The sequence below is a fragment of the Mycobacterium sp. genome, from assembly GCF_032159565.1.
Lineage (GTDB): Bacteria > Actinomycetota > Actinomycetes > Mycobacteriales > Mycobacteriaceae > Mycobacterium.
In genome coordinates, this window is record NZ_JAVHWR010000152.1 from 24,049 (window position 1) to 47,972 (window position 23,924).

18 protein-coding genes and 2 pseudogenes are annotated in these 23,924 nt (G+C 66.4%); 6 read left to right on the top strand and 14 right to left on the bottom strand.

Translation table 11 applies throughout. From position 1 onward, the window contains the following. Window positions 1-250 precede the first annotated feature (250 nt). The 8 genes from ndk to QOC76_RS20550 all read right to left on the bottom strand — a co-directional run bounded on the left by ndk (window position 251) and on the right by QOC76_RS20550 (window position 11,121). Window positions 251-661 carry a nucleoside-diphosphate kinase gene (gene ndk, locus QOC76_RS20515; protein WP_526359783.1) on the bottom strand — a complete coding sequence of 137 codons (411 nt, stop codon included), beginning with the start codon at window positions 659-661 and terminating at the stop codon, window positions 251-253. Between the two features lie 1,093 nt (window positions 662-1,754). Next, window positions 1,755-2,462: a hypothetical protein gene (locus tag QOC76_RS20520; RefSeq protein ID WP_526359785.1), complete on the bottom strand. Its 708-nt coding sequence runs from the start codon at window positions 2,460-2,462 to the stop codon at window positions 1,755-1,757. Window positions 2,463-2,568: 106 nt separating this feature from the next. After that, window positions 2,569-2,985, bottom strand: coding sequence for a DUF4233 domain-containing protein (locus QOC76_RS20525; RefSeq protein WP_526359787.1), 417 nt, complete (start codon window positions 2,983-2,985; stop codon window positions 2,569-2,571). Continuing rightward, on the bottom strand, window positions 2,982-4,391 hold the full coding sequence (gene folC, locus QOC76_RS20530) for a bifunctional tetrahydrofolate synthase/dihydrofolate synthase (RefSeq protein ID WP_526359789.1): 1,410 nt from the start codon (window positions 4,389-4,391) through the stop codon (window positions 2,982-2,984). The genes QOC76_RS20525 and folC overlap by 4 nt, the downstream gene beginning before the upstream one ends. Next, window positions 4,388-7,066: a valine--tRNA ligase gene (locus QOC76_RS20535; protein WP_526359791.1), complete on the bottom strand. Its 2,679-nt coding sequence runs from the start codon at window positions 7,064-7,066 to the stop codon at window positions 4,388-4,390. The genes folC and QOC76_RS20535 overlap by 4 nt, the downstream gene beginning before the upstream one ends. A 93-nt stretch (window positions 7,067-7,159) precedes the next feature. Beyond that, window positions 7,160-7,777, bottom strand: a complete 618-nt coding sequence (locus QOC76_RS20540) for a DUF937 domain-containing protein (protein ID WP_526359793.1) — start codon at window positions 7,775-7,777, stop codon at window positions 7,160-7,162. Window positions 7,778-7,867: 90 nt separating this feature from the next. Then, window positions 7,868-9,121 carry a saccharopine dehydrogenase family protein gene (locus QOC76_RS20545; RefSeq protein WP_526359795.1) on the bottom strand — a complete coding sequence of 418 codons (1,254 nt, stop codon included), beginning with the start codon at window positions 9,119-9,121 and terminating at the stop codon, window positions 7,868-7,870. 11 nt (window positions 9,122-9,132) lie between these two features. Then, complete coding sequence (locus QOC76_RS20550) at window positions 9,133-11,121, bottom strand: S9 family peptidase (protein ID WP_526359797.1); 1,989 nt, start codon at window positions 11,119-11,121, stop codon at window positions 9,133-9,135. 184 nt (window positions 11,122-11,305) lie between these two features. Between QOC76_RS20550 and QOC76_RS20555 the strand changes: the two genes are divergently transcribed. Beyond that, window positions 11,306-12,469 (top strand): FAD-dependent oxidoreductase, encoded by a 1,164-nt coding sequence (locus tag QOC76_RS20555; protein ID WP_526359799.1) that lies wholly within the window; start codon window positions 11,306-11,308, stop codon window positions 12,467-12,469. Here QOC76_RS20555 and QOC76_RS20560 read toward each other — a convergent pair. The 6 genes and pseudogenes from QOC76_RS20560 to QOC76_RS20585 all read right to left on the bottom strand — a co-directional run. Beyond that, window positions 12,461-12,826 (bottom strand): annotated as a pseudogene (locus QOC76_RS20560) (transglycosylase family protein); the annotation flags it as partial. The gene QOC76_RS20555 and the pseudogene QOC76_RS20560 sit on opposite strands and share 9 nt — an antisense overlap. A gap of 377 nt (window positions 12,827-13,203) precedes the next feature. After that, window positions 13,204-13,434 (bottom strand): annotated as a pseudogene (locus QOC76_RS20565) (transglycosylase family protein); the annotation flags it as partial. Window positions 13,435-14,553: 1,119 nt separating this feature from the next. Then, entirely contained in the window at window positions 14,554-15,120 is a 567-nt protein-coding gene (gene mobA / locus QOC76_RS20570; RefSeq protein ID WP_526359801.1) for a molybdenum cofactor guanylyltransferase, read from the bottom strand. Window positions 15,121-15,130: 10 nt separating this feature from the next. Beyond that, window positions 15,131-16,201: a thiamine pyrophosphate-dependent enzyme gene (locus QOC76_RS20575; protein ID WP_526359803.1), complete on the bottom strand. Its 1,071-nt coding sequence runs from the start codon at window positions 16,199-16,201 to the stop codon at window positions 15,131-15,133. Beyond that, entirely contained in the window at window positions 16,198-18,171 is a 1,974-nt protein-coding gene (locus QOC76_RS20580; RefSeq protein WP_526359805.1) for a 2-oxoacid:acceptor oxidoreductase subunit alpha, read from the bottom strand. The genes QOC76_RS20575 and QOC76_RS20580 overlap by 4 nt, the downstream gene beginning before the upstream one ends. A gap of 308 nt (window positions 18,172-18,479) precedes the next feature. Further along, entirely contained in the window at window positions 18,480-19,481 is a 1,002-nt protein-coding gene (locus QOC76_RS20585) for a LacI family DNA-binding transcriptional regulator (RefSeq protein WP_526359807.1), read from the bottom strand. A 77-nt stretch (window positions 19,482-19,558) separates the two neighbouring features. Between QOC76_RS20585 and QOC76_RS20590 the strand changes: the two genes are divergently transcribed. The 5 genes from QOC76_RS20590 (at window position 19,559) to QOC76_RS20610 (ending at window position 23,874) form a co-directional block, all read left to right on the top strand. Then, window positions 19,559-20,716 (top strand): phytanoyl-CoA dioxygenase family protein, encoded by a 1,158-nt coding sequence (locus QOC76_RS20590; protein ID WP_526359809.1) that lies wholly within the window; start codon window positions 19,559-19,561, stop codon window positions 20,714-20,716. Further along, complete coding sequence (locus tag QOC76_RS20595) at window positions 20,713-21,720, top strand: Gfo/Idh/MocA family protein (protein ID WP_526359811.1); 1,008 nt, start codon at window positions 20,713-20,715, stop codon at window positions 21,718-21,720. The genes QOC76_RS20590 and QOC76_RS20595 overlap by 4 nt, the downstream gene beginning before the upstream one ends. Beyond that, window positions 21,717-22,589 carry a sugar phosphate isomerase/epimerase family protein gene (locus QOC76_RS20600; protein WP_526359813.1) on the top strand — a complete coding sequence of 291 codons (873 nt, stop codon included), beginning with the start codon at window positions 21,717-21,719 and terminating at the stop codon, window positions 22,587-22,589. The genes QOC76_RS20595 and QOC76_RS20600 overlap by 4 nt, the downstream gene beginning before the upstream one ends. Next, window positions 22,586-23,548: a Gfo/Idh/MocA family protein gene (locus QOC76_RS20605; protein ID WP_526359815.1), complete on the top strand. Its 963-nt coding sequence runs from the start codon at window positions 22,586-22,588 to the stop codon at window positions 23,546-23,548. The genes QOC76_RS20600 and QOC76_RS20605 overlap by 4 nt, the downstream gene beginning before the upstream one ends. Window positions 23,549-23,649: 101 nt before the next feature. Continuing rightward, entirely contained in the window at window positions 23,650-23,874 is a 225-nt protein-coding gene (locus QOC76_RS20610; RefSeq protein ID WP_526359817.1) for a hypothetical protein, read from the top strand. Window positions 23,875-23,924: the final 50 nt, after the last annotated feature.

Below are 23,924 nucleotides of genomic sequence, written 5' to 3' on the forward strand. Positions count from 1 at the left end.
CGAGGGCTTCCGCTATTGGCTCGGGTGGTTTCTCCCGAGCTTGTTATGGTCTCGCTCCGAGCGGTTCGCTGGGAACCCTCCCGGTGCCTGGCTGAATGATGGCTGCGACGGTCGGCGCCACACCACAGGTGAGCGGTGGTCGCGCTCGTCTAAGTCTTCATTCGGGCATCCGGCCGCTGGTGTGCAGCCGTCTACCCGTAGCCAGTATCCCATATCAATGGTCGCCAGCGGACCAGGCTGGGCGACTGCACTATCGGCCGGGGAACCAGAGCTCGATTTCGCGGGCAGCAGATTCGGGCGAATCCGACCCGTGCACGATGTTTTCCTGAGTGACAAGTGCCAGGTCACCGCGGATTGAGCCGGTCGCCGCCTTCTCCACCGGGTCGGTGCCGCCGGCGAGCTGCCGGAAGGCCGCAATCGCCCGCGGGCCCTCGACTATCGCCGCGACCACGGGACCCGACGTGATGAATTCCAGCAGCGAGTCGAAGAACGGTTTGCCGTCGTGCTCGGCGTAATGCTTGCGGGCCAGCTCGTCGCCGACGTCGCGCATCTCCAGGGCTGCAATCGACAGGCCCTTTCGCTCGATCCGGCCCACGACCTCGCCTATCAGACGCCGCTTGACGCCATCGGGCTTGATCAACACCAGGGTCCGCTCAGTCACGGCCGACAGCGTACCTGCGAAAGCGATCTGCTCCGCGACGCCACCGCGTCAGGGCTTCTCGGCTGCCCTAGCAGGGCGGCGGCTTCGGGCTGCACAGAGTGTCTTGCGGCGACTTGACCTCACCGGCGCCGCCTTGAGTACCGGCACCGCCGTCCGTACCGGTCCCTGCCCCCGTACCGGTACCAGCACCGGTACCTGCCTCGGTTCCAGTGCCCGCGCCGGTCCCAGTGCCTGTGCCCGCTCCGGTCCCAGTCCCGGTTCCTGGGCCTGTCCCAGTCCCGGTTCCAGTGCCCGTGTCTGTCCCCGTCCCCGTGCCGGTCCCAGTGCCAGTCCCATTGCCACCCGTGGTTTCGTCCTTCTTGGCCTCACCCGGGTTCGTATTCTCACCCGGATTCAGGTTGGGATTCGGGATTGGGTCGGGTGTCACAGGACCAACCGGAACCACCTGCCGCGGTGCCGGGTTGTTGGGCGCCAGGCGAGGGGCGGGCACGTTCCTGGGCGCAGGCTGCTGCACGATCACCGGCCGGCTCGGCGCCGGTGGCGCCGCCGGGACCGGTGCAGGCACTGGTGACGCAGGCGCCGACGGAGCCTGCACTTGTCCAGACGGCGTGCCGGTCGTGTTGGCCGGCGTAGTCGACACCCCACCCGTCTGCCATGTCGCGACGAGAGCAGCTACCGCCACTAGCGCCGCCCCGGCAGCGCCGCCGAACAGGACGCCCGGCTTCCGATACCACGGCGGTGGCGCAACCGGCGGCGCGGCAACCGGCTGCTGGGCGTAGTACTGCGGCTCGCCGTAATACTGCGGCGATTGGTCGTAGTAGGGGTCTTGCGCCTGCTGGTCGTACGGCGAATACGCACCGCCGGGGTCACCGTAGGAACCAGGTTCCTCTTCCGACCACGCAGTCGCCTGTGCGGAATCGGCGGAGATCCTCGGCGTGGCCGCCGTCGGCGGAGCCAATTGGTTCGTCTGATCCGCCAGCTGCTGCGTGCGGTCCCCGAGTTGCTGTGTGCGATCTCCGAATTGCTGTGTTCGATCGCCAAGCTGCTGCGTCGGATCGAAGTCACGTGGATTGTTCATAGATGTCTCCAAGTCCTACGGCGCTGGCTGTTGCTGCTGTGCCGGCGCCTTCTGATCTCCTGTGCAGCCCGGCGGGTTCGGATGGCACAGCAGGTCGTCCGGCGTTGGGTTCTCGGGATCGCCCGGATTGAACTTGTCCGGCGGATCCTGCTTCTGCTGCGGCTCCGGGTCCTGCTTCTGTTGAGGCTCCGGAATGAGTTCGGGCACAGGCGAATTAGGTAGAGAAGATGCCGGTGCGGGACTGACCGCCGGCGGATTCGACGGATTCGAGGGCGCGACTCGGGGCGCGGGCGCCTGCTGCCGAGGGACCGACCTCGGTGCCGGCTGCTGCACCACCACCGACTGGCTAGGCGGTGGCGCCGATGGCGGCGCAGGCGCCGGCGGGACCAGAACCTGCTGCGTCGGCGTGCCCGTGTTGTTGACCGGCGTGGTCGACACGTTGTCTTTCGACACCCACGTCGCCAACAGGGCGCCGACGGCTATCACGGCGGCCACTGCAGCGGCACCGAAGACGACACCGGGGCGCTTGTACACCGGCAACTTCGTTGGCGGCTGCTGGGCGTAGTACGTGTCCGGCGGCTGCTGGCCGTGGGGCGGATACGGAGCGGGGTCGCCGTAGGGCGCCTGTTGAGGCCATGTGCCAGGCCGCTGACCAGCGACCGGCGCGGCCATCGTCGGCGCCCCATCGAGGGGCGGCCGGCCGAAATCCCGTGGGTTATTCATCTGTGCTTCCCGTGCGCATTGCATTCATGCGGTCCGCTGGCACAACAATGGCACTTCCACGGCGGTCGTGCAGGGTAGTTCGCTACCCCAATTTTGTTCGCCGTAATTACTCGTGCGGTGGCTGTTGGCCAGGCAGCAGGCCACGCTCCTCACGGCGCTTCACTTCGCTGCGGAGGTAGAGGATCAGCAGCCATACGCCGGTGAAGATCAGGCCGATGAAGCCGACCGCTCCGGACACGGCCCACCCGGCTATGAGAACCAACTGGATGGCGAGGTTCACCCAGATGGCCCACGGTCGGCCCTGCAGTCCGGCCAGCGCGATCAGCACCACCGCCAGCCCGATCAGGTAGGTGCCGGTGACCGCGGTGAGGTTGCCGTCGGCCACTGCGACGACCGGCAGCGCGAGCAGCACGACGATGGCCTCGAGGATCAGCGTGCCTGCCATCACGCCGCGGAAGCTCTTCCACGGATCCGGCGGCAGGTGTCCCGCACTCGAGGGGGGCAGATGGGGGTCGTCGCTCATTGTGGATCCCGACCGAACAGCGTGCGGGCGGCGCCGGCGGTGACGACCGACCCGGTGATGACGATGCCGCTGCCGGAGAAGCCTTCGCCCTCGTGGCCGCTCTCCTCGGCGAGTGCGGTCGCCGTCTCGATCGCGTCGGCCAGGTTGGGCGCTGCGATCACCCGCTCCGGTCCGAACCGCTCCTCGGCGCGCACCGTGAGGCCCTCCACGTCGAGCGCGCGCGGTGAACCGTTGTTGGTGACGACGATCTGGTCGAGCACTGGCTCGAGCGCGGCGAGGATGCCGTCGACGTCCTTGTCGGCCATCACCGACACGATCCCGACGAGCAGGCGGAAGTCGAACTCCTCGGCCAGCGTCTGCGCCAGTGCCGCTGCGCCAGCCGGATTATGGGCCGCGTCGATGAAAACCGTTGGCGCGCTGCGCATCCGTTCCAGACGGCCCGGGCTGGCGGCGGCCGCGAACCCGGCCCGCACCGCGTCGATGTCGAGTTGGCGATCCGCTCCCGCACCGAAGAACGCCTCGACGGCGGCCAGCGCGACGACGGCGTTGTGCGCCTGATGTTCGCCGTGCAGCGGTAGGAAGATCTCTGAGTAAACGCCGCCGAGGCCTTGCAATTCGAGCATCTGGCCGCCGATCGCCACTTGACGGCCGAGCACCGCGAACTCGGAGTCCTCGCGAGCGACCGCCGCGTCGGCGCGCACCGCCTCGGCCAGCACCACCTCCATCGCCTCGGGCACCTGCCTGCCGATCACCGCAACAGTGTCGACCGGGACCAGGTCTTCCTTCTGCCTGGCGATGATTCCCGCCTTCTCCCCGGCGATTTGGGCGATCTCGGTGCCCAGATATTCGGTGTGGTCGACACCGATCGGGGTGATCACCGCGACGGGTGCGTCGACGACGTTGGTGGCGTCCCAGCGGCCGCCCATCCCGACTTCGACGACGGCGACGTCGATCGGCGCGTCGGCGAACGCGGCGAACGCCATCGCGGTGACGACCTCGAACTTGCTCATCGCGGGGCCGCCTGCCGCTTCGGATTGTTTGTCGACCAACTCGACGAACGGTTCGATCTCTTCGTAGGTCGCCACGTACTGCGCGGGGGTGATCGGCTTGTTGTCGATCGCGATACGTTCAACGGCCGACTGCAGATGCGGGCTTGTCGTGCGACCGGTGCGCCGGTGCAGTGCGCTGAGCAGCGCATCGACCATGCGGGCCACCGACGTCTTACCGTTGGTGCCGGCGATGTGAATCGACGGGTAGCTGCGCTGCGGCGAGCCCAGCAGTTCCAGCAGCGCCGAAATGCGGGCCGTGCTCGGTTCGAGCTTGGTTTCCGGCCAGCGCTGGTCGAGAAGGTGCTCGACCTGGAGCAGCGAGGCGATTTCGTCCGGCGTCGGGACGGGACTGGTCATCGCAGAGACGCCAGCCTCGAGTTGATCCGCTCGACTTCCTCCTGAGCCAAGGATCTGCGGCCGCGAATCTTGTCGACGACGTCGGCGGGCGCCTTGGCCAGAAAGGCTTCGTTGTCCAGCTTGGCGGTGGTGCCCTTGAGTTCCTTCTCCGCGGCGGCCAGATCCTTCTCCAGCCGGCGGCGCTCTGCCGCGACGTCGACGGTTCCCGACGTATCCAACTCGACCACGACGGTGCCGTGCGTCAGCCGCACCTCCACCGAGGCGGTCGGAAAGAAACCGTCGGATGCCGGGGTCAGCCACGCCAGCGACGTGACCGCAGGCACCTGCGAGTCGAGGTCGGCCGCAGCGACATCCGTCAGCCGTGCCGGCACCTTCTGCCGGTCGGCGAGCCCTTGGTCGCTGCGGAACCGCCGCACCTCGGTGACCAGCTTTTGCATATCGGTGATGCGCTGAGCGGCAACCTGGTCCACCGCGAAACCGGACGGGCTCGGCCACTGGGCGATGACCAGGGACTCGCCGCCGGTCAGTGCCTTCCACAACGTCTCGGTGACGAACGGCATCACCGGATGCAACAGCTTGAGCAGCGTATCGAGCACCTCGGCGAGCACCGCCGTTGTGTGGCTGACTCCGTCGGCGAGCTGAACCTTCGCGAGCTCCACGTACCAGTCGCAGAACTCGTCCCAGGCGAAATGATAGAGCGCCTCGCAGGCGCGGCTGAACTCGTAGCTGTCGAACGCCGAATCGACCTCGGCGCGAACCTCTTCGGCTCGTCCGAGGATCCAACGGTCGGCGTCGGTGAGTTCGGCCGCATCGGGCAGCGGGGCTGGGGCGGCCCCGTTCATCAGCGCGAAACGGGTGGCGTTGAACAGCTTGGTGGCGAAGTTCCGGGACGCGCGGGCGTGGTCCTCCCCGATGGACAGGTCACCGCCAGGGCTGGCGCCGCGGGCGAGGGTGAATCGCAACGCGTCGGCGCCGAACATCTCCACCCAATCCAGGGGATCGATGCCGTTGCCGCGCGACTTACTCATCTTGCGGCCGAACTCGTCGCGAATCAGGCCGTGCAGGAAGACGTTCTCGAACGGCACCTGGGGACCGCGCCTGCCGTCCAGAGTGATCGCGGGATCGTCGGCGACGAACTGGCCGAACATCATCATCCTCGCCACCCAGAAGAACAGGATGTCGTAGCCGGTGACGAGCACGCTGGTCGGATAGAACTTCTCCAGTTCCGGAGTGTGGGCGGGCCAGCCCATCGTGGAGAACGGCCACAGCGCCGAGGAGAACCACGTGTCCAGCACATCAGGGTCCTGTTCCCAGCCTTCGGGTGGCGTCTCGTCCGGGCCGACGCAGACGGTTTCGCCGTTGGGGCCGTGCCAGATCGGGATGCGGTGTCCCCACCACAGCTGCCGGGATATGCACCAGTCGTGCATATTGTCGACCCAGGCGAACCACCGCGGTTCCAGGCTCGCCGGATGAATCACGGTGTGCCCGTTGCGCACCGCGTCGCCTGCGGCCGAGGCCAACGACTCGACCTTCACCCACCACTGAAGCGACAGCCGCGGTTCGATGGGCTCCCCGCTGCGCTCGGAATGCCCGACGCTGTGAAGATACGGTCGCTTCTCCTCGACGACCCGGCCCTGTGCGGCCAGCGCCTCGCGAACCGCCACGCGGGCGTCTAAGCGATCCATGCCGTCGAATTCGGTATCGGTGTCGGCGATCCGACCCTTGGCGTCCATGATCGTCGGCATCGGCAACTTGTGCCGCAAGCCGATCTCGAAGTCATTCGGGTCGTGGGCGGGGGTGACTTTCACTGCGCCGGTGCCGAATTCGGGATCGACGTGTTCGTCGGCGACGATGATCATCTGACGGTTCACGAACGGATGCGGCAACGTCGTGCCGACCAGGTGGCGGTAGCGCTCGTCGTCGGGATGCACTGCGATCGCGGTGTCGCCGAGCATCGTCTCGACTCGGGTGGTGGCCACCACGATGTGGGGTTCGGTGTCGTCGAGCGATCCGTAGCGGAACGACACCAGCTCGCCCTCGACGTCGGAGTAGGAGACCTCGAGGTCCGAGATGGCCGTCTCCAGCACCGGCGACCAGTTCACCAGGCGTTCGGCCTGGTAAATCAGTCCGGCGTCATACAGCCGCTTGAAGATGGTTCGCACCGCACGCGACAGACCGTCGTCCATCGTGAACCGGTCGCGGCTCCAGTCGACGCCGTCGCCGAGCCGACGCATCTGGGCGCCGATCGTGCCGCCCGAATCCTGCTTCCAGTCCCAGACCTTGTCGATGAACAGCTCGCGGCCGAGGTCTGCCTTCGTCTTGCCCTCGATGGCCAGCTGCTTTTCTACCACGGATTGCGTGGCGATGCCCGCGTGATCCATGCCCGGCAGCCACAGCACCTCGTAGCCCTGCATCCGTTTGCGCCGGGTCAGCGCGTCCATCAGCGTGTGGTCGAGCGCATGACCCATGTGCAGGCTGCCGGTGACGTTGGGCGGCGGCAGCACAATCGAATACGGCGGCTTGTCGCTGGCCGGGTCCGCCTTGAAGTAACCGGCGTCGACCCAGCCCTGGTAGAGCTCGCTCTCCACCGCGCCCGGATCCCACGACTTGGGCAGGGCGTCGGTTGATGGCTTGGAGCTGGCGCGGCTGTCTTCGCTCCTCGCGTGCGCGGTCACCGCGCCATTCTATTGACTGCGGTGCGCCGGCCCCGACTTCAGGTGCTTGCCGGCTCAGCCGGCGCCGGGTTCGTGCGTGACTCGGCCGGCGCCCTACTTCTTGCCGCTGAGCAGACCGCCAAGGATGTCGCCGATCGCGCCGCCCTTGCCTCCGCCGATCACGCTGCCGAGGATGCTGCCCAGCGGGTTGTTACCGTCGCCACCACCACCGCCCGCGGAGCCGCCGAGAATGCTGCCCAGGATGTCGCCGAGGCCGCCGCCACCGGCCGACTGCGCCTGCGGCTGGGCCGGTGCCGAGCCTGAGCCCTTGGTGAGCTGCTTGCCGATGTAGGCGAGCACGATCGGCGCAAGGATGGGCAGCAGTTTCTTGATCAGATCACCGCCGCCTGCACCCGTTCCGGACAGCGCGGAGGCGACGGCATTGCTGTCGTTGCCGCCGAACAGGCTGGCCACGAGGTTGTCGCCCGCCTTCTGGTCCACCTGGTCGACGTTGACCCCGCCGTCGAGCAGACCGCTGGCGCCTTGCTGGGCCACGGCGGACTCGAGCTTGCTCGAATCGATGTCGTCCGAATGGACGTTCTGGGCGAGCCCACCCACCAGGGCCGGCACCAGCGTCTTTATGGCGTTGTCCACCTCGCCCTGATCCGCGCCGATCTTGCTCGCGATATCCGCTACGGGGATCTGCGCGTAAAGCTCGTCGAGATCTGCCATTGCCGTGTCCACCTTCATTGCTGGTTACCGCATGCCGAGCACGACATTAGTCCAATTGATCTTGGTTGACAGGTGTTCTGCGCTCGCCGATCAATTCAGCCGGGCGGTCTCCAATGACACACCGGCAGCGGGGAATCGAGCCAGCAGCGCGTCACCCATCGACGCGGCGGGCGTCAGTACGCCGCGTAGATCGGAGAGCCGGTCTCGATCCAGCGCCAAGGCCAAACCGCTTTCGCCCAGCAGCACCGACGTGGCCTTGTAGCCGGGATCGCCCTTCTGCGACATGGTGGCCCGGTAGCGCGCACCGGTCGTCGTGGTGGTGTACGTCTCGACGGTGTAATGGCCGCGCTCGCGGGTGCGTTCGCTCGGTCCGGAACCCGACTTGGGCAAGATTCGTTCGACGAGTTTCTCCGGCACCTTGTCGAGATAGCGGCTTCCCAGTCCGGTGACCGCTGCCCCAACACCAGTCGCCACGGCCGACGCGACGGGCGCCACGACCGATGACCCCAGACTCTGACACTCGGTGTACCGGAACCGCCTGCCGTACGCCCAATCCTGTAAAGCGTTGCTGCGTCTGACAACCCGCGTATTGACCGGCGCCATGATGAACCCCGTCGTCCAGATGCCGTCGAGCTCCGGCGCAATCTCGCGGCCACGGCGCCACGGTAGGTCCGACTGCGGGCCGAACTCGGGCTCGGCGCCGCGATCCGGGGTCAGCGTGTACGGATCCTCCAGCAGGCGCCGCACTTCGGCATCGCTGGACATGGCCCGCATGATGCCGGCCATCGACGCGTACGTACCGCCAGAGAATCCGCCCGCCATCCTGCGCACCACGAAGGTGGTGTCGGCCATTTCACCGGCGTTCTCCTCGGCGATCCGCCGATGGAGTGCGTAAACGGTGAGATCGGAAGGGATGGAGTCGAATCCGCACGAATGAACGATTCGCGCACCGGTATCGACGGCTTGCTTGTGGTACTGGTCGATGCTGTCGCGCATGAACGTCGCCTCGCCGGTGAGATCCGCGTAATCGGTTCCCGCGGCGGCGCATGCGGCGACGAGCGGCAGCCCGTACTCGGCGTACGGCCCGACGGTCGTCACCACGACTTGGGCTTGAGCGGCCAGCGCGTTGAGCGTCGACGGCTGCGACGCGTCCGCGGCGATCAGCGGCCACGACTGCGCGGTCTCCCCCAGTGTTTCGCGCACCGCCAGCAGCTTGTCCTGGGATCGGCCGGCAAGCGCGATGCGGGCATCGCCGCCCGCCTTCGCCAGGTAGTCGGCGGCCAGCTTTCCGACGAATCCGGTGGCGCCGTACAGGACGATGTCGAACTCCCGCTGCCCGCTCATGATTTCCGACGCTACCCGAGCGCCTCGGGCAGCCCGCCGGCCTCGCCGAGCACGTGCCTGCCAAGGAACTCGATCACCACCTCGTACCAGATCTTGGCGTTTTGCGGTGAGAGCACCCAATGGTTCTCCGACGGGTAGTAGAGAAATCGATGGGGGCTGGTGCCGTCGTCGGCTGCGGGCAGACCCGACTCGCTGAGCAGCTCGTACCACAGCCGAAGCGCCTCGCCGATCGGCACCCGATAGTCCTTGTCACCGTGGATGACGAGCATCGGGGTGCGGATCTCCCCGACGAAGTTGTGCGGCGAGTTGGCCGCAGCCATGTCTCGGGTCATCTCGCGCAGCCAGTAATAGGCGGTGTCGGTGGTGGAGCCGAACTGGTCGAGCGCCCATAGGCTCGCGTGGGTGACGATCGCGTCGAACCGGTCTGTGTGGCCGGCGATCCAATTTGCCATGTATCCGCCGAACGAACCGCCCATCGCAGCGGTGCGAGAGGCGTCGACCCGCGGGTGGGCGCATGCGGCGTCGGTCGCGGCCATCAGATCGTCGAACGGGGCTCCTCCCCAGTTCCCCCAGCCTCGCTGGATGAACTCCTGGCCGTAGCCCGTCGACAGCGCCGGGTCCGGCAGCAGCACGGCATACCCGTGCGCCGCGAGGACCCACGGGTTCCAGCGCCAGTGCCAGGAGTTCCAGCTGCCGAGCGGCCCGCCGTGGACCCACAGCAGCAGCGGGGCCGGTTCTTCATCGTTGGGGAGCACCAGCCAGGACCGCACCGCTGCGCCGTCGGAGACGTCAGCCGTGATCTCGGTGAGCTCTCCGGGCAGCTGCGGCGGTTCGACACACGGCAACGCGGTGACGGTGCCGTCCCGGTCGATGCGCACCGGGTGTGGCGGGGCGGCGTACGAACTCCGCAGCGCGTAAACGACGCCGCCTGGCGCGGCTGCCACATCGGTGTAGGCGTAGTCGTCGTTGGTCAACGGCGCTACCTGGCCGTCACCGAGGCCGATCCGGAACAGCGGGCAGCGGCCGGCGTCGTCGGCGGTGACGAGGAGTGCCTCGCCGTCGCGCGACCACGTGATCGACACCGGCCAGCGATCCCAGGCCGAGGCGGGCGCGGCTGGATCATGGCCGAACCGCATGTGGCGCAGGCTGATTCGAGGTGCGAGCTGCGGCGTGGAATACGATTCTCGAATGAACGCCACGGCTGACCCGTCCGGCGATATGGCCGGGCTCCACAAGTCGGCGTCCGGGTCATCGGCGATGACCGTGTGCTCACCGGATGCGACGTCGATCCGCACCAGCACCGAGTGCAGGGACGCGTTCGGCGCGGGCCGCTGCCATGACGTGACGACGAAGCTGCCGTCGTCACTGACGTCGAAGTCGGCGTCTCGCAGCGCAGCGCCCGGCTGAGTCGTCAGATCGGCCGGTGCGGGATCGTCGCCGAGATCCAGCATAAGCAGATGTGGTGCAGCAGGGCCAAGGTCATTGTCCCAGTGCCGGATTGGGTAGGCGCTGTGCAGGATCGCGGTGACCTTGGCGTCCTTGCGCAAATCTCGTAGCCGGCGGTCGTCGTCGATGCTGTGCGCCGACGGCAACAGCGGCGTGCGCACGGCGGCTCTCGCGGTGTCGCGCGCCGTCTTCACAGCCTCGACGCCGCCAGGTGGCGAAAGCACCTCGACGGCCTCGCCGCCGGCTGCGGGCAATCTCCACAGCGCTGGGGGCGGCTTGTCGTCGTCTTCGGTCGGCCGCGCCGCCACGAACAGCAGGTCCCCGTCGGAGGTGAACGCCGGCGCGGACTCACCCTTGGAGCCCCTGGTCAAGCGTCGCGCAGGTGCCCGCCCCTCCGGGTCGAGTTCCCAGACCGCGGTGACGTATTCGGTGCGCTTGTCGTTGAGCTCGCTGACGGTGGTCACGACCCGCGAGCCGTCCGGTGACACCGCCAGCCCGGACACCCGCGGCAGGGCGAAGTAGTTGTCGAGATCGCCGAACGGGGTTTCGGTCATGCGATGTTCGTAACACAGGGGACACCGCGCTCTCGCACCGTCACCTGGCGCGTGCCCGGATCGAGCACCGCAAGGGCCTGGCGATGGCCGGAACCGACTATCTGCGGGCCATGGCCGACGGCGACCTGCACGCTGTTGGTGTTCGAGCTGTAGGTCCAGCGGATCGACCCGCTACGTTCGACGGGTGGCGCAGCAGCAGTTCCTTGTCGTCGGCGCGGGGATTGCGGGGCTGGCGACGGCTGTCGCATTGCAGCGTCGTGGCCACCACGTGACGGTCCTGGAGAGCCGCTCCGAGGTGACGAGCGGAGCGGGTATCAGCATCTGGCCCAACGCCCTTGCGGCCCTCGACCACATCGGCCTCGGCGACGCGGTCCGGGAATCCGGCGGTCGGGTGACTGCAGGCGCGCTGCGTTGGAGCGACGGCACGTGGCTACGCCGTCCGTCACGCGAGCGGCTCGTCAAGGCGCTCGGCGAGCCGCTCGTGGTGATCCGCCGGTCCGTGCTCAATGACCTGCTGGCCGGTGCATTGGCGAGTGACACCCTTGAAACCGGAGTGACCGCCAAGGACATCCAATTCACGGCGGACGGCGTGCGCGTCACCCTTTCGGATTCGACGACGCGACGGGCCGACGCGGTGGTGGGCGCCGACGGCACACATTCGGTTGTGGCCCGCTACCTCAACGGCCCGCTGACCAACCGGTATGCCGGGTACACCGCTTGGCGCGGAATCGCCGACGTTGCGATCGACCCCGATCTCGCCGGTGAAACCCTTGGCGCAGGACGTGAATGCGGGCACGTGCCGCTGGGCGCAGACCACACCTACTGGTTCGCGACCGAGCGCACACCGGAGGGTCAGGTCGCGCCGCAGGGCGAATTGGCTTATCTGCAGCGCACATTCGGCTCCTGGGCGGAGCCCCTACCAAAACTGTTGACCGCCACCAATCCGGACATCGTGCTGCGTAACGACCTGTACGACCGCGAGCAGGCCCGCGTGTGGTCGAAGGGGCCGACGGTTCTGGTCGGCGACGCCGCCCACCCGATGCGCCCGCACCTGGGGCAGGGCGGTTGTCAGGGTTTGGAGGACGCCGCGATTCTGGCTTGCTTCGTCGACCAGTGCAGCGACCTGGCGGCAGCGTTCGACCGGTTCGCGAGCTTTCGCAGGCCGCGGGTACGGGCGTTGGTGCGTGAATCGGCGATTATCGGCAGGGTCGTCAACCTGAGGCCGGCGTTCCTGAGCGCCGCAGCCAGTCGCGCAACAGCCCTGGTGCCGGAGGCAGTACTGACCCGGCACCTGGCGACGGTGGCGTCGCGGTCGGCGTTCAAGCCGCCGACGAGCGCATCAGCCTAGACCGAACGGGTGCAGGAACGTCGAGCACAGGCTCCGCACGTCGACGATGCCGAGGATGGCGCCGCCCCGTACAGCCTGACACCCGCCCAGCGACGGGCCTGAGGCGCTGAACAGGGCCGGACCACCCGCGGCTGACCCGCACTGCGGCCACGCCCGCAGTCCCTGCGTCCGCAGCACGTTCTCGGCGACCCTGATCTGCTCTTCCCGGGAGGCCATCGCCGGCGAGCCGACGCCGCCGTTGGACGACCAGGTCGACGGCTTGAACTGCAGGCCGCCGTAATGGCCGTTCCCGCTGTTCGTGGACCAGTTACCGCCGGATTCGCACCGGGCGATCGCGTCCCAGTCCACGCTGTCGGCGTTCGCGCTGGCCGCCGAGAGCGTTAACGAGGCGAAGGAGAGTGCCCCGGCAATTGCGACGAGCCAAGCAGCCCTTTTCGCCGTCTGGATGAACGAATGGCTTTTCTTCATCACGTTGGTCCTTCCCCGACCTTGCAACTAGTGGGACTTTCGGGTTAGGAGTGTCAGGCGTTACAAGGGAGGTATATGCACGTTATCGGGACGGGATAGGAAGCAGCTAGTGATGTGGCAAATGAGTAAAAAAGGGCCATATGAGGCAAAAGCGATAAATGTTAATGATGTGATAGATGTGACAATTGTGACTATTGGGAAATAGTAAAGTGCCGGGCCCCAATCGGGACCCGGCACCTGTCATGCGTTCTGTAGCGGGCCGCTGATTAGCCCCGCTTGCCGCAGACCGGCCAGGCGCCGATGCCCTGGGTCTTCAGCACGTTGTTGGCAACGCGGATCTGCTCCTCGCGGCTGGCGTTGTGTGGCGATCCGCTGCCGCCATTGGCGCGCCAGGTGCCCATGGTGAATTGCAGGCCGCCGTAGTAGCCGTTGCCGGTGGCGGTGTGCCAGTTGCCGCCGGACTCGCATGACGCAACGGCGTCCCAGTTCACGCTGCTCTCCGCATTCGCGGTGCCGGTCGCCAACGCCATCGGTGCAAGGGCGAGCGCCCCCGCGATGGTGGCCAGCCCGAGCGTAGTGCGGATGTTCTTCACTTCTTTCCTTTCGCCAAGCGCGCGCCGACCACGCCCGCAGGCGCGGGCGTAGGTTGCCGTTCAGGCAGGAGGTTCGGGTCGTGCCGTCTCGGTCAGGCACAACAGGGGGAGCGAGACATCACCCCACCGGGCATCAGGCCCGGCGTCCGCAGTGGCGATTCCGCCGACCGCGGCCCCTCACACGCAGGTTCGTGGTTTTAATTGTTTGCTCGTTTTTCGAGCCGTGAGGAACGTACAAATCGTTTGACGCAAAGTCATATTGGGTACAGGGCGTGTCACGTTCCGATCACGTTTAGATCACGGTCGGCTACGCAAGTGTCCGTGCAGGTCACCGTGGCGTGTCGCCTCTTTGGACACTGACGCTGGCGCGCCGTTCGGGTGAGCTAAATCACGGCCTTTTTGTGACCTGGGACACGCCGAAATTCAATGTCAGTTCAACAGATCTCAAGATCACACGCCCAGACTTGGCTCGCAGCAGCCTCTTTCATATAAATAGGAGCTGAAACGGTTCGCTATGAGCATTTCTGGCATAGCGCCACGCGATATCAGCTGTGCGACTGCATATTTCGCATCAGCAGGTGATCAATCACCGGATAAGCCGACCGCAAGTTACCAGTCGAACTCGGAGACTGTCGATGAAATATCAAGGTAGCGTGGCCTTTTCCGGCTCACGCCGAGCAGAGGCGATCTCGATACCCACGCTCGATAGGGCGGACATAATCGACGACGGCTGGGACAGTGAGGGCGCCGTGGAGGACTTGCCCGAGGCCGGTTCGCCAGGTGCTCCCCTTCGCAATTCCGAAGGCCGGCATGGGATAAGCGCCGGTGTGCGACCGAAATCCCATCTGCGACGGCAAATCTCACCTCGCGGGGTGACGGCCAGCGTCATGTGGCCGATCACAGACGAATCTACGAACTATTGCCGACAATCAACGACAGAATGGCCTCACAGCCGAAACCGAGGTCCTAAAGCGTCGAAGCGGGAATTTGCTGAAACCATTACCGAAGGTAATGACGTCGGATTCAGGATACGTCGGCCGTGGTGTTCACGTTGGTCAGCGCCCGATGGGTCGGCATCACGATGCGTTGGGTGTCGACGGTGTCCACCAACGCGCGCATGCTGCGCTCCCCCGCCGCCACCAGCGCATCGACGCGGTCGGCCAGTCCGGTGCGGTAGACGCCTGCCAGATAGTGGTCGCGGCCATCCCAGGGCAGCACCACGTCGACGCCAAGGCGGGCGGCGTGTTCGGCGAGTTCGTCCACCAATTCCGTCGTCATGTGCGGCATGTCCACGGCACAGACGAACGCCAGATCGTGGCCGGCGTCCGCGGCGGCTCGCAGGCCACGTCCGGTCGCGAGCAGCGGTCCGACACCGCGAACCTCGTCGCGCAGGACCTCAGCCTGCAGATCGGGCAGCGGCTGTCCGGGTGCGGCAATGACGAACACCGGGAAGCAGCGGGCACTCAACGCCGAAACGACGAGCTCGACCATCGTAGAACCGTCATACGGCATGGTGGCCTTGTCGCGACCCATCCGGCGAGAGGCACCGCCCGCCAAAACGACTGCGGCAAGTGGTACAGGGGATGTCACGTCAGAGAGGTTAATCGACGGTCCACGTGTCTTTGCCGCGCAGCAGCGACTGCAGTGCCGCCGTGTCGTGCGGCTTGGCGTCGCGGGCCGATGCGACCTGCTGACGCGCGGCGTCGTCGTAGGTCGGCTTGCTGACCTGGCGGAAGATGCCCATCACCATGTGCTCGAGATTCTGCTCGGACAGCCGTGACAGGGCGAAGGCATACGCCGAGTCCTCGATCTGCGAGTTGTGGACGACGATCTCGTCGGCCGAGACGTCGGCCGTCTTGGCCACCTCGAGGCCGTAACCGGACTTCACCACGCAGTATTCACCGTCGGCGCCGAATGTGATCGGCTCGCCCTGGCGGACGTTGATCAACCGCTCCTCAGCGCCCTCCTTGCGGAGCGCGTCAAATGAGCCGTCGTTGAAGATTGGGCAGTCCTGCAGGATCTCGACGATCGCGGCGCCACGGTGGGCGGCAGCGGCACGCAGGACCTCCGACAGACCCTTGCGGTCGGAATCCAGTGCACGGCCGACGAAGGTGGCGTCTGCGCCGAGAGCGAGCGACACCGGGTTGAACGGATAGTCCACCGAACCCATCGGTGTGGACTTGGTGATTTTGCCGGTCTCTGACGTCGGCGAGTACTGGCCCTTCGTCAGACCGTAGATCCGGTTGTTGAACAGCAGGATGGTGATGTTGACGTTGCGGCGCAACGCATGAATCAGGTGGTTGCCGCCGATGGACAGCGCGTCGCCGTCACCGGTGACGACCCAGACGGACAGATCCGGCCGGGCAAGGGCCAGGCCGGTGGCGATCGTCGGGGCGCGGCCGTGGATGGAGTGAAAACCGTACGTCTCCAGGTAGTACGGGAAGCGGCTCGAGCAGCCGATGCCGCTGACGAATGCGATGTTCTCGCGTCGCAGGCCCAGCTCGGGCAGGAAATTGCGAATGGTGTTGAGGATGACGTAGTCGCCGCATCCCGGGCACCAGCGGACCTCCTGGTCGCTGGTGAAGTCCTTGGCCTTCTGCGGCTCATCTGTGGTCGGCACCCCGCCGATGCCCGGAGTCAGCCCGAGGTCGCTACCGATCAGGTCAGTCATGCGTCCGCTCCCACGCCAGTTTCCACGGTGGCCGCCGCCAACCGCGCGAACTTGGCCTTATCGCTTTCCTTTTCATTGAGCGTTCCCTCCAGGGCGGCATCGATGATGCCCTCGACCTCCTCGGCCAAAAACGCCATGCCTTCGACCTTGGTCACCGACTGCACGTCGACCAGGAACCTGCCGCGCAGCAGCAGCGCCAACTGGCCGAGGTTCATCTCCGGCAACACCACGTTGGGGTAGCGCCGCAGCACCTCACCCAGGTTGGCCGGGAACGGATTCAGGTTGCCCAGCTGCGCGTGGGCCACCTTGATGCCCTTGCGCCGCGCGCGTCGGCACGCCTCTCCGATGGGGCCGTACGAGCTGCCCCAGCCGAGCATGAGCAGTTCGGCGTCGCCCGTCGGGTCGTCGACCTCGAGATCCGGCACGGCGATGCCGTCGATCTTGGCCTGCCTCAGCCGCACCATCAGGTCGTGGTTCTTCGGCTCATAGGAGATGTTGCCCGAGCCGTTTGCGGCTTCCAGGCCGCCGATGCGGTGCTCCAGGCCGGGCGTACCCGGCACGGCGAACTGGCGTGCCAGGGTCTGGGGGTCGCGGGCATACGGCTGGAACGGCTCGCCGCTCTTCGCGAACTCGTGCGCTATCGGCGTATACGCGCTGACGTCGGGGATCTGCCACGGCTCGGAACCGTTCGCGATTGCGCCGTCCGACAGAATCATCACCGGCGTGTGATAGGCGATCGCGATGCGGGCGGCCTGGACGGCGACGTCGAAGCAGTCGGACGGCGAGCGTGGCGCGAGGATCGCGACCGGCGACTCGCCGTTGCGTCCGAACATGGCCTGCAGCAGGTCGGCCTGTTCGGTCTTGGTGGGCAGACCCGTCGAGGGTCCGCCACGCTGCACGTCGATGACGATCAGCGGGAGTTCGGTCATCACGGCAAGGCCGATGGCCTCTGACTTCAGCGAGATACCCGGGCCCGATGTGCTCGTGACGCCCAACGCGCCTCCATAGGACGCGCCGATGGCCGCGCCGATGCCCGCGATCTCGTCCTCCGCCTGAAAGGTGAGGACGTTGAAGTTCTTGTGCTTGGACAGCTCGTGGAGGATGTCCGATGCGGGCGTGATGGGGTAACTACCGAGCACGAGCTGGATGTCGGCCAGCTGGCAGGCGGTGACCAGGCCGTATGCCAGTGCGGTGTTACCCGAGATCTGACGGTATTCACCGGACTTCAGCTTCGCGGGCGACACCTCGTAGGTGCTGGCGAACGCCTCGGTGGTCTCGCCGTAGTTCCATCCGGCCTTCAGCGCCAGCACGTTGGCTTCGGCGATATCGGGCTTGCGGGCGAACTTCTCGCGGATGAACGCCTCGCTGTGCTCCAGTTCCCGGCCGTACATCCAGGACAGCAGACCGAGCGCGAACATGTTCTTGGCGCGCTGGCCGTCCTTCTTGGACGCGCCGATCGACTCCACCGCACCCAGCGTCAGGGTGGTCATCGCGACAGGCTGCACGACATAGTCGGAAAGCTCGTCGGACTCCAGCGGGTTTGCCTCGTACCCGACCTTCGCGAGGTTGCGCTTGGTGAATTCATCAGAGTTGGCGATCACCAGCCCGCCGCGCGGCAGGTCGGAGATGTTGGCTTTGAGCGCTGCGGGGTTCATCGCGACGAGGACGTCCGGACGGTCGCCAGCCGTCAGGATGTCGTAATCGGCGATCTGGATCTGGAACGACGAAACGCCAGGCAGAGTGCCTGCTGGTGCGCGAATCTCGGCCGGGTAATTAGGTTGCGTCGCAAGGTCGTTGCCGAATAGCGCGGCTTCGGAGGTGAACCGGTCACCGGTCAGCTGCATGCCGTCGCCAGAGTCGCCGGCGAATCGAATGACAACCTTCTCGAGCTTCTGGCGTCGCGACGCGGACCCTGCGGAGCCGGCGCCTACATCACTGGTCGGACTGGCCCCGTTGCCGTTCGGGCTCACAACCCCTGCCTTCCGCTGCTCTTTGGACGCACGCCTCAGTCGCGGGTTGATCGCGCCATCGGGTTCAACGTCCATCAAACTTGCTGTCACTCTCAGTACCGATTAAACCACTTCTCTTAGGCGGCCCTTTACCTGACTCGCGGGCTACCGGTTGAGGAGAGGCAACGAAATCGACTGGTCAACATCGTGTGCGGCGACTCGATGAGACAAAAGTGTGTCGTTCGTCACGTTGCTGCGACACCGTTTCTCTAAGGAAATTGTTACCGGCCGGTAGCTCTGCGCTAGCACTTAGCGCTGCCGCAAGCGCGTCAGCCGGGCAGGTTGAACGGCGTGATCACCTGAATCGGCACCGGACGGGCGGGCTCTGCCGGCAGCGCACCACGCTCCTGCAGGATCAGCCGCAACGCCAGCCGCGCATCCGCTCGCAGGTCGTTGTGCAGCACCACGGAGATGCGGCCGGCACGCAGCAATTGCCTGTTGTCGGCATCGAGGTCGTGCGCGATGAACACCCGGCAGGGACGGCCGAGCCGCTCAAACGCCGCGACGGTCGCAGCGTTTCCGCCGCCGACGGAATAGACGGCCTCGATCGACGGGTTCGCATCCAGCGCCTCGAGCACCAACCGCTCGTTCGTCGCGTCGATGCCGTCGCTGTCACTGACCTCGACGATCTGACGCCCGGAACCGCGCAGCGCCGAGCGAAAACCGACCTCGCGCTCCCCCTCGCCGCGAAACACGTTGCGGCTGACGGTGATCAACACGTCCGACGGCGCTGGACCCAGCCACTGCCCCATCAGATAGGCGGCGGTCACGCCCGCGCCGTGGTTGTCGATGCCCACATATGAACAGCGGGCGCTGGCGGGCACATCGGTCGCATAGGTCACCACAGGGACGCCCCCGTCGACGAGCCGGTCGATCGCCTCGGCGACCTCCGGGTCGTCCTGCGCCTTGAGGATCACGCCGTGGCTGCCGCGCAGACGGGCAAGCACGTCGACCATCTGTGCGGTCGAGCCGGTCTCCCAGAGATGGAAGCGGGCGCGCAGCATGGCGGGCGCGAAGGCGGGCAGCTCGGCCTCGACGGCGGCGCGAAATGCGTCGGAGAACCGCTGCGGGGTCTGCATGACCACGTCGATGAGGTAACGCCTGCCGTTCAACCGCAGCTGGGCGCGCTGTTTGTCCAGGTCGGCAATCGCCTGCATGACCTCGGCGCGGGTGTTCTCCCGCACGCCCGGCCGCTTGTTCAACACGCGGTCGACGGTGGCCTCGCTCAACCCGGATTGCTGGGCAATCTCGCGGACCTTGTACCGGTGCACGGCGACCGTCCTTCTGAGGTGTTTTTGATGGGGCTTTGGTGTTGATTGTGATGCATCCGACTACCAGACTAACTGCCATGGCAACACCTCTGACCACCGCTTACAAGCCGTGGATCGACGAGTCCGACTGCGGGCTTAACTCGTTTCGGGCTGAAGTAGAGCGGAACACGGACCTCGCCGACTATCCGCACGCTGTCGACGTCCGGGAGAACGTTCTCGTCTACCCCTCCACCACGCCGTCTGACCGGGGAGCCCTGCAGGCCGAACTGATCCACGCGCTGATCGACGGCCCTGGCGTCGTCGTGTTCGAGGACGCGTTCTCCTCCGGCGTCATCGGGCGGGCCAGCGAGGCGTTCTACGCCATCATCGAGGCGCAGCGGGCGGCGGGAACAGCTGCAGGCGATCACTTCGGCAAGCCCGGGGACAACGACCGCATCTGGAATGCCGCACAGAAGCTCGCCCTGCATGCCCCCGAGGTGTTCGCGGAGTACTACGCGAACGACACGCTCGCCGTCGTCTTTCAGGCGTGGCTCGGTCCTCGCTACCAGGTCACCTCGCAGGTCAATGTGGTCAATCCCGGTGGAAAGCAGCAGGTTCCGCACCGCGACTATCACCTGGGCTTCGTCTCGACCGACGATCTCGGGGCGTACCCGGCGCATCTGCACCGCGCGTCGCCGGTGCTGACCCTGCAGGGCGCGGTGGCGCACTGCGACATGCCGATCGAGAGTGGGCCCACGATGTTGCTGCCCTACTCCCAGCAGTTCGTCGGCGGATACATCGCGTTCAACCGGCCGGAGTTCGTCGCATTCTTCGCCGACAACCACGTGCAGGTGCCGCTGCACACCGGAGACGCGGTCTTCTTCAATCCCGCGCTGTATCACGGTGCCGGCTCCAACGTGTCCACCGATATCCGACGGATGGCGAACCTGCTGCAGGCCTCGTCACCCTTCGGCCGGGCGATGGAAGCGATGGACCGCACCGCGATGGTGCGGGCGACCTATCCGGCGCTGCTGGCGATGAAGGCCGCAGGCTGCCCGCAGCGCGAACTGCACAACGCCGTCGTCGCGACGGCCGAGGGCTACCCCTTTCCCACCAACCTCGACTCCGATCAGCCCATCGGCAGCCTCGCCCCGCCGAGCCAGGTCGACACCGTGCTGGCCGCGCTGGCCGGTGACCTCACCCCGGAACAACTCGATGTCGCACTCCGCGACCAAGACGATCGGAGAAAACCATGACCACACTCGGCGTGATCGGATTGGGCCGTATCGGCGCATTCCACACCGAGACCCTCAGCGGCCTGGAGGGCGTTGACGGTCTCGTGATCACCGACGAGCGGCCGCAACTCGTCGCCGCTGTCGCCGCGAAACACTCTGTGACCCCGGCGGACTCGGTCGACAAACTGCTCTCGTCGGGTATCGACGGCGTCGTGATCGCCGCGGCGACGCCCGCCCATGCCGAGCTGACGCTGGCCGCCGTCGAGCGCGGGATACCCACGTTCTGCGAGAAGCCGATCGCCACGACTGCAGAGGAGAGCGTCAAGGTCGCCGACATCATCGCGCGCTCCGGCGTACCGGTGCAGGTCGGTTACCAGCGTCGCTTCGACGCCGCGTTCGCCGCCGCGAAGAGTGCCGTCGACGACGGCTCGCTCGGCCTTCTGCACACGGTGCGCAGTACGACAATGGACCCGTCGCCGCCACCGATGGACTACATCGCAGGCTCCGGGGGCATCTTCCGGGATTGCGCCGTGCACGATTTCGACATCCTGCGGTGGATCACCGGGCAAGAAGCCGTCGAGGTGTATGCCACCGGCAGTGTGCAGGGCGACCCGCAGTTCGCCGACTTCCATGACGTCGACACCGCGGCCGTGGTGGTGCGATTCGATTCGGGCACGCTCGGCGTGATCTCGGCGGCCCGCTACAACGGCCACGGCTACGACTGCCGCCTCGAGGTGCACGGCTTCCAGGACACGGTGGTCGCAGGATGGGACCAGGGTGCACCGGTGCGAAATGTCGATCCCGGCAACGAATTCCCGGAGGGCCCTGCGCACCATTTCTTCATGGACCGCTTCACCGAGGCGTTCCGGGCGGAGCTTGCAGCCTTCGTCGACGTGGCGAACGGCAATGCCGCTCCCGCCTGCACCGTCGAAGACGCGGTCGAGGTGGCCTGGCTGGCCGAGGCGGCGACCGAGTCGTTGAAGCGCGATGTTCCGGTACGACTCGAGGATGTGAGGTCTCGATGAAGATCGCTGGTGCACCCATCTCCTGGGGTGTGTGCGAAGTGCCCGGATGGGGATTTCAGCTCGCACCTGACAGAGTGCTCGCCGAGATGCGCGACGTCGGGATGTCGGCGACGGAGCTTGGGCCGGAGGGGTTCCTGCCCTCTGATCCAACGCAACTGACCGCTGTGCTGGACTCGTTCGGTCTCCGTTGTGTCGGCCAGTTCGCCCCCGTCCTGCTGCACGACGAGGATCATGATCCGCTGCCCGACATCGCCGCACCGCTGGACGCGCTGTCGGCGTGCGACGCCGATGTGCTCGTGTTGGCCGCCGCGACCGGATCCGACGGATACGACGCCCGACCCGCACTCGATGATCAACAGTGGGCGACATTGTTGGCCAACCTGGACCGGCTCGGCGAGGCCGCCGCCGACCGCGGTGCGCTGGCGGTGCTGCATCCGCACGTCGGCACCATGGTGGAGACGCGCGATGAGGTCGATCGGGTGCTCGGGGGCTCGGCGATCCAACTCTGCCTCGACACTGGCCACCTGCTGATCGGCGGGACGGATCCGCTGCAGCTGGCCCGGAAGGTACCTGACCGCATCGCGCATGCCCACCTGAAGGACGTCGACGCGGCTTTGGCTGCGCGAGTGCGGGCCGGCGAGCTGTCCTACACCGAAGCGGTGAGACGCGGTATGTACACGCCGCTCGGAGCGGGCGACGTGGACATCGCGGGTATCGTAACGGCGCTGCGGCGCAACGGATTCGACGGCTGGTTCGTCATGGAGCAGGACACCATTCTCGACGGTGAGCCGAAAGACGAGGGTCCGCTATCTGATGTGGCGGCTAGTGTGACGTTCATGCGGGATATATGCCGCAGCGTAACGGTGTGAGTTTGCGAATCGGGGTGCTCGGCGCATCCCGAATCGCGGACCTCGCGATAGTGGGCCCTGCACAGCAGTTGGGTCATCGGCTGGTAGCGGTCGCCGCGCGCGATCCGGGCCGCGCTGAGCTGTTCGCCGAAAAGCACGGTGTCGAGAGGGTTTTGAACTCCTACGCCGACGTCATCGGCGACCCGGAAGTCAACGCGATCTACAACCCGTTGGCGAATTCACTGCACGCGCCGTGGAATCTCGCTGCGGTCAAGGCCGGCAAGCCGGTGCTCACCGAGAAACCGTTCGCGCGCAACCGGTCTGAGGCCCGGCACGTCGCCGAGGCCGCGAAGGTTGCTGGTGTCACGGTGGTCGAGGGCTTCCACTACCTCTACCACCCGGTGACGCGCCGAGCGCTCGAACTTGCCGCCGACGGCACGATCGACCGGATGCACCATGTCGAGGCGCGGATGGCGATGCCAGAGCCCGACGCTTCCGACCCGCGTTGGTCATTCGACATGGCAGGCGGTGCGCTGATGGATCTCGGCTGTTACGGGCTGCACATCATGCGCAGGCTGGGCCATCCGTCGATTATTCGTGCGCACGCGAAGGAACGCGCTGCCGGCGTTGACGAATGGTGCGATGTGGAACTCGGCTTCCCCGGCGGAGCGACCGGCCTCAGCGCCAACTCGATGTCGGCCCCTGACCACTCGTTCACGCTGCGCATCGTCGGCACGAAGGGAGATCTCTTCGTGCACAACTTCATCAGGCCGAACGAGGACGACCGGCTGACCATCCGGACACAGTCGGGCACACGAGTCGAGCACCACGGCACCAGGACCTCATACAGCTATCAGCTCGAGGCGTTCGCCGCGCACGTGCTCCACGGCGCGCCCGTGCCCATCGACGTCGCCGACGCGGTGGAGAACATGGCGTATGTGGATGCCGCATACCGGGCCGCAGGGATGACCCCGCGATAGTTCGTCCGCAGGGCGCCCACCCGTCGTGTAGCCACCAGACGGAAACATGCCGGTGGATCCGAAACCGGCCGACACCGCGCCGGCGAAGCCGACGGTGGACGGTGCTCAAGCAGTCGAGTGTTTACCCGACAATCGGCGGTGATGAGATTCCGGGATTCTTCCTCGACGTTGGTCGCACGCTCACAACTGTCCAGCCGTGCGCGGACAACTGGTGCCTGCTCGCTGTCCCGGACCTTCCCGGTGGCCCGCACGGTGACCTTCCCGCAGGCCAAGGTTGGGTTTACTCGGGGATCGACAACGGCGACAACTTCCTCAAGAAGAACTGAACCGAGCCGCAGAGGGAGAATCGCCCCGTGCACGTCACGTCACGTGCGGG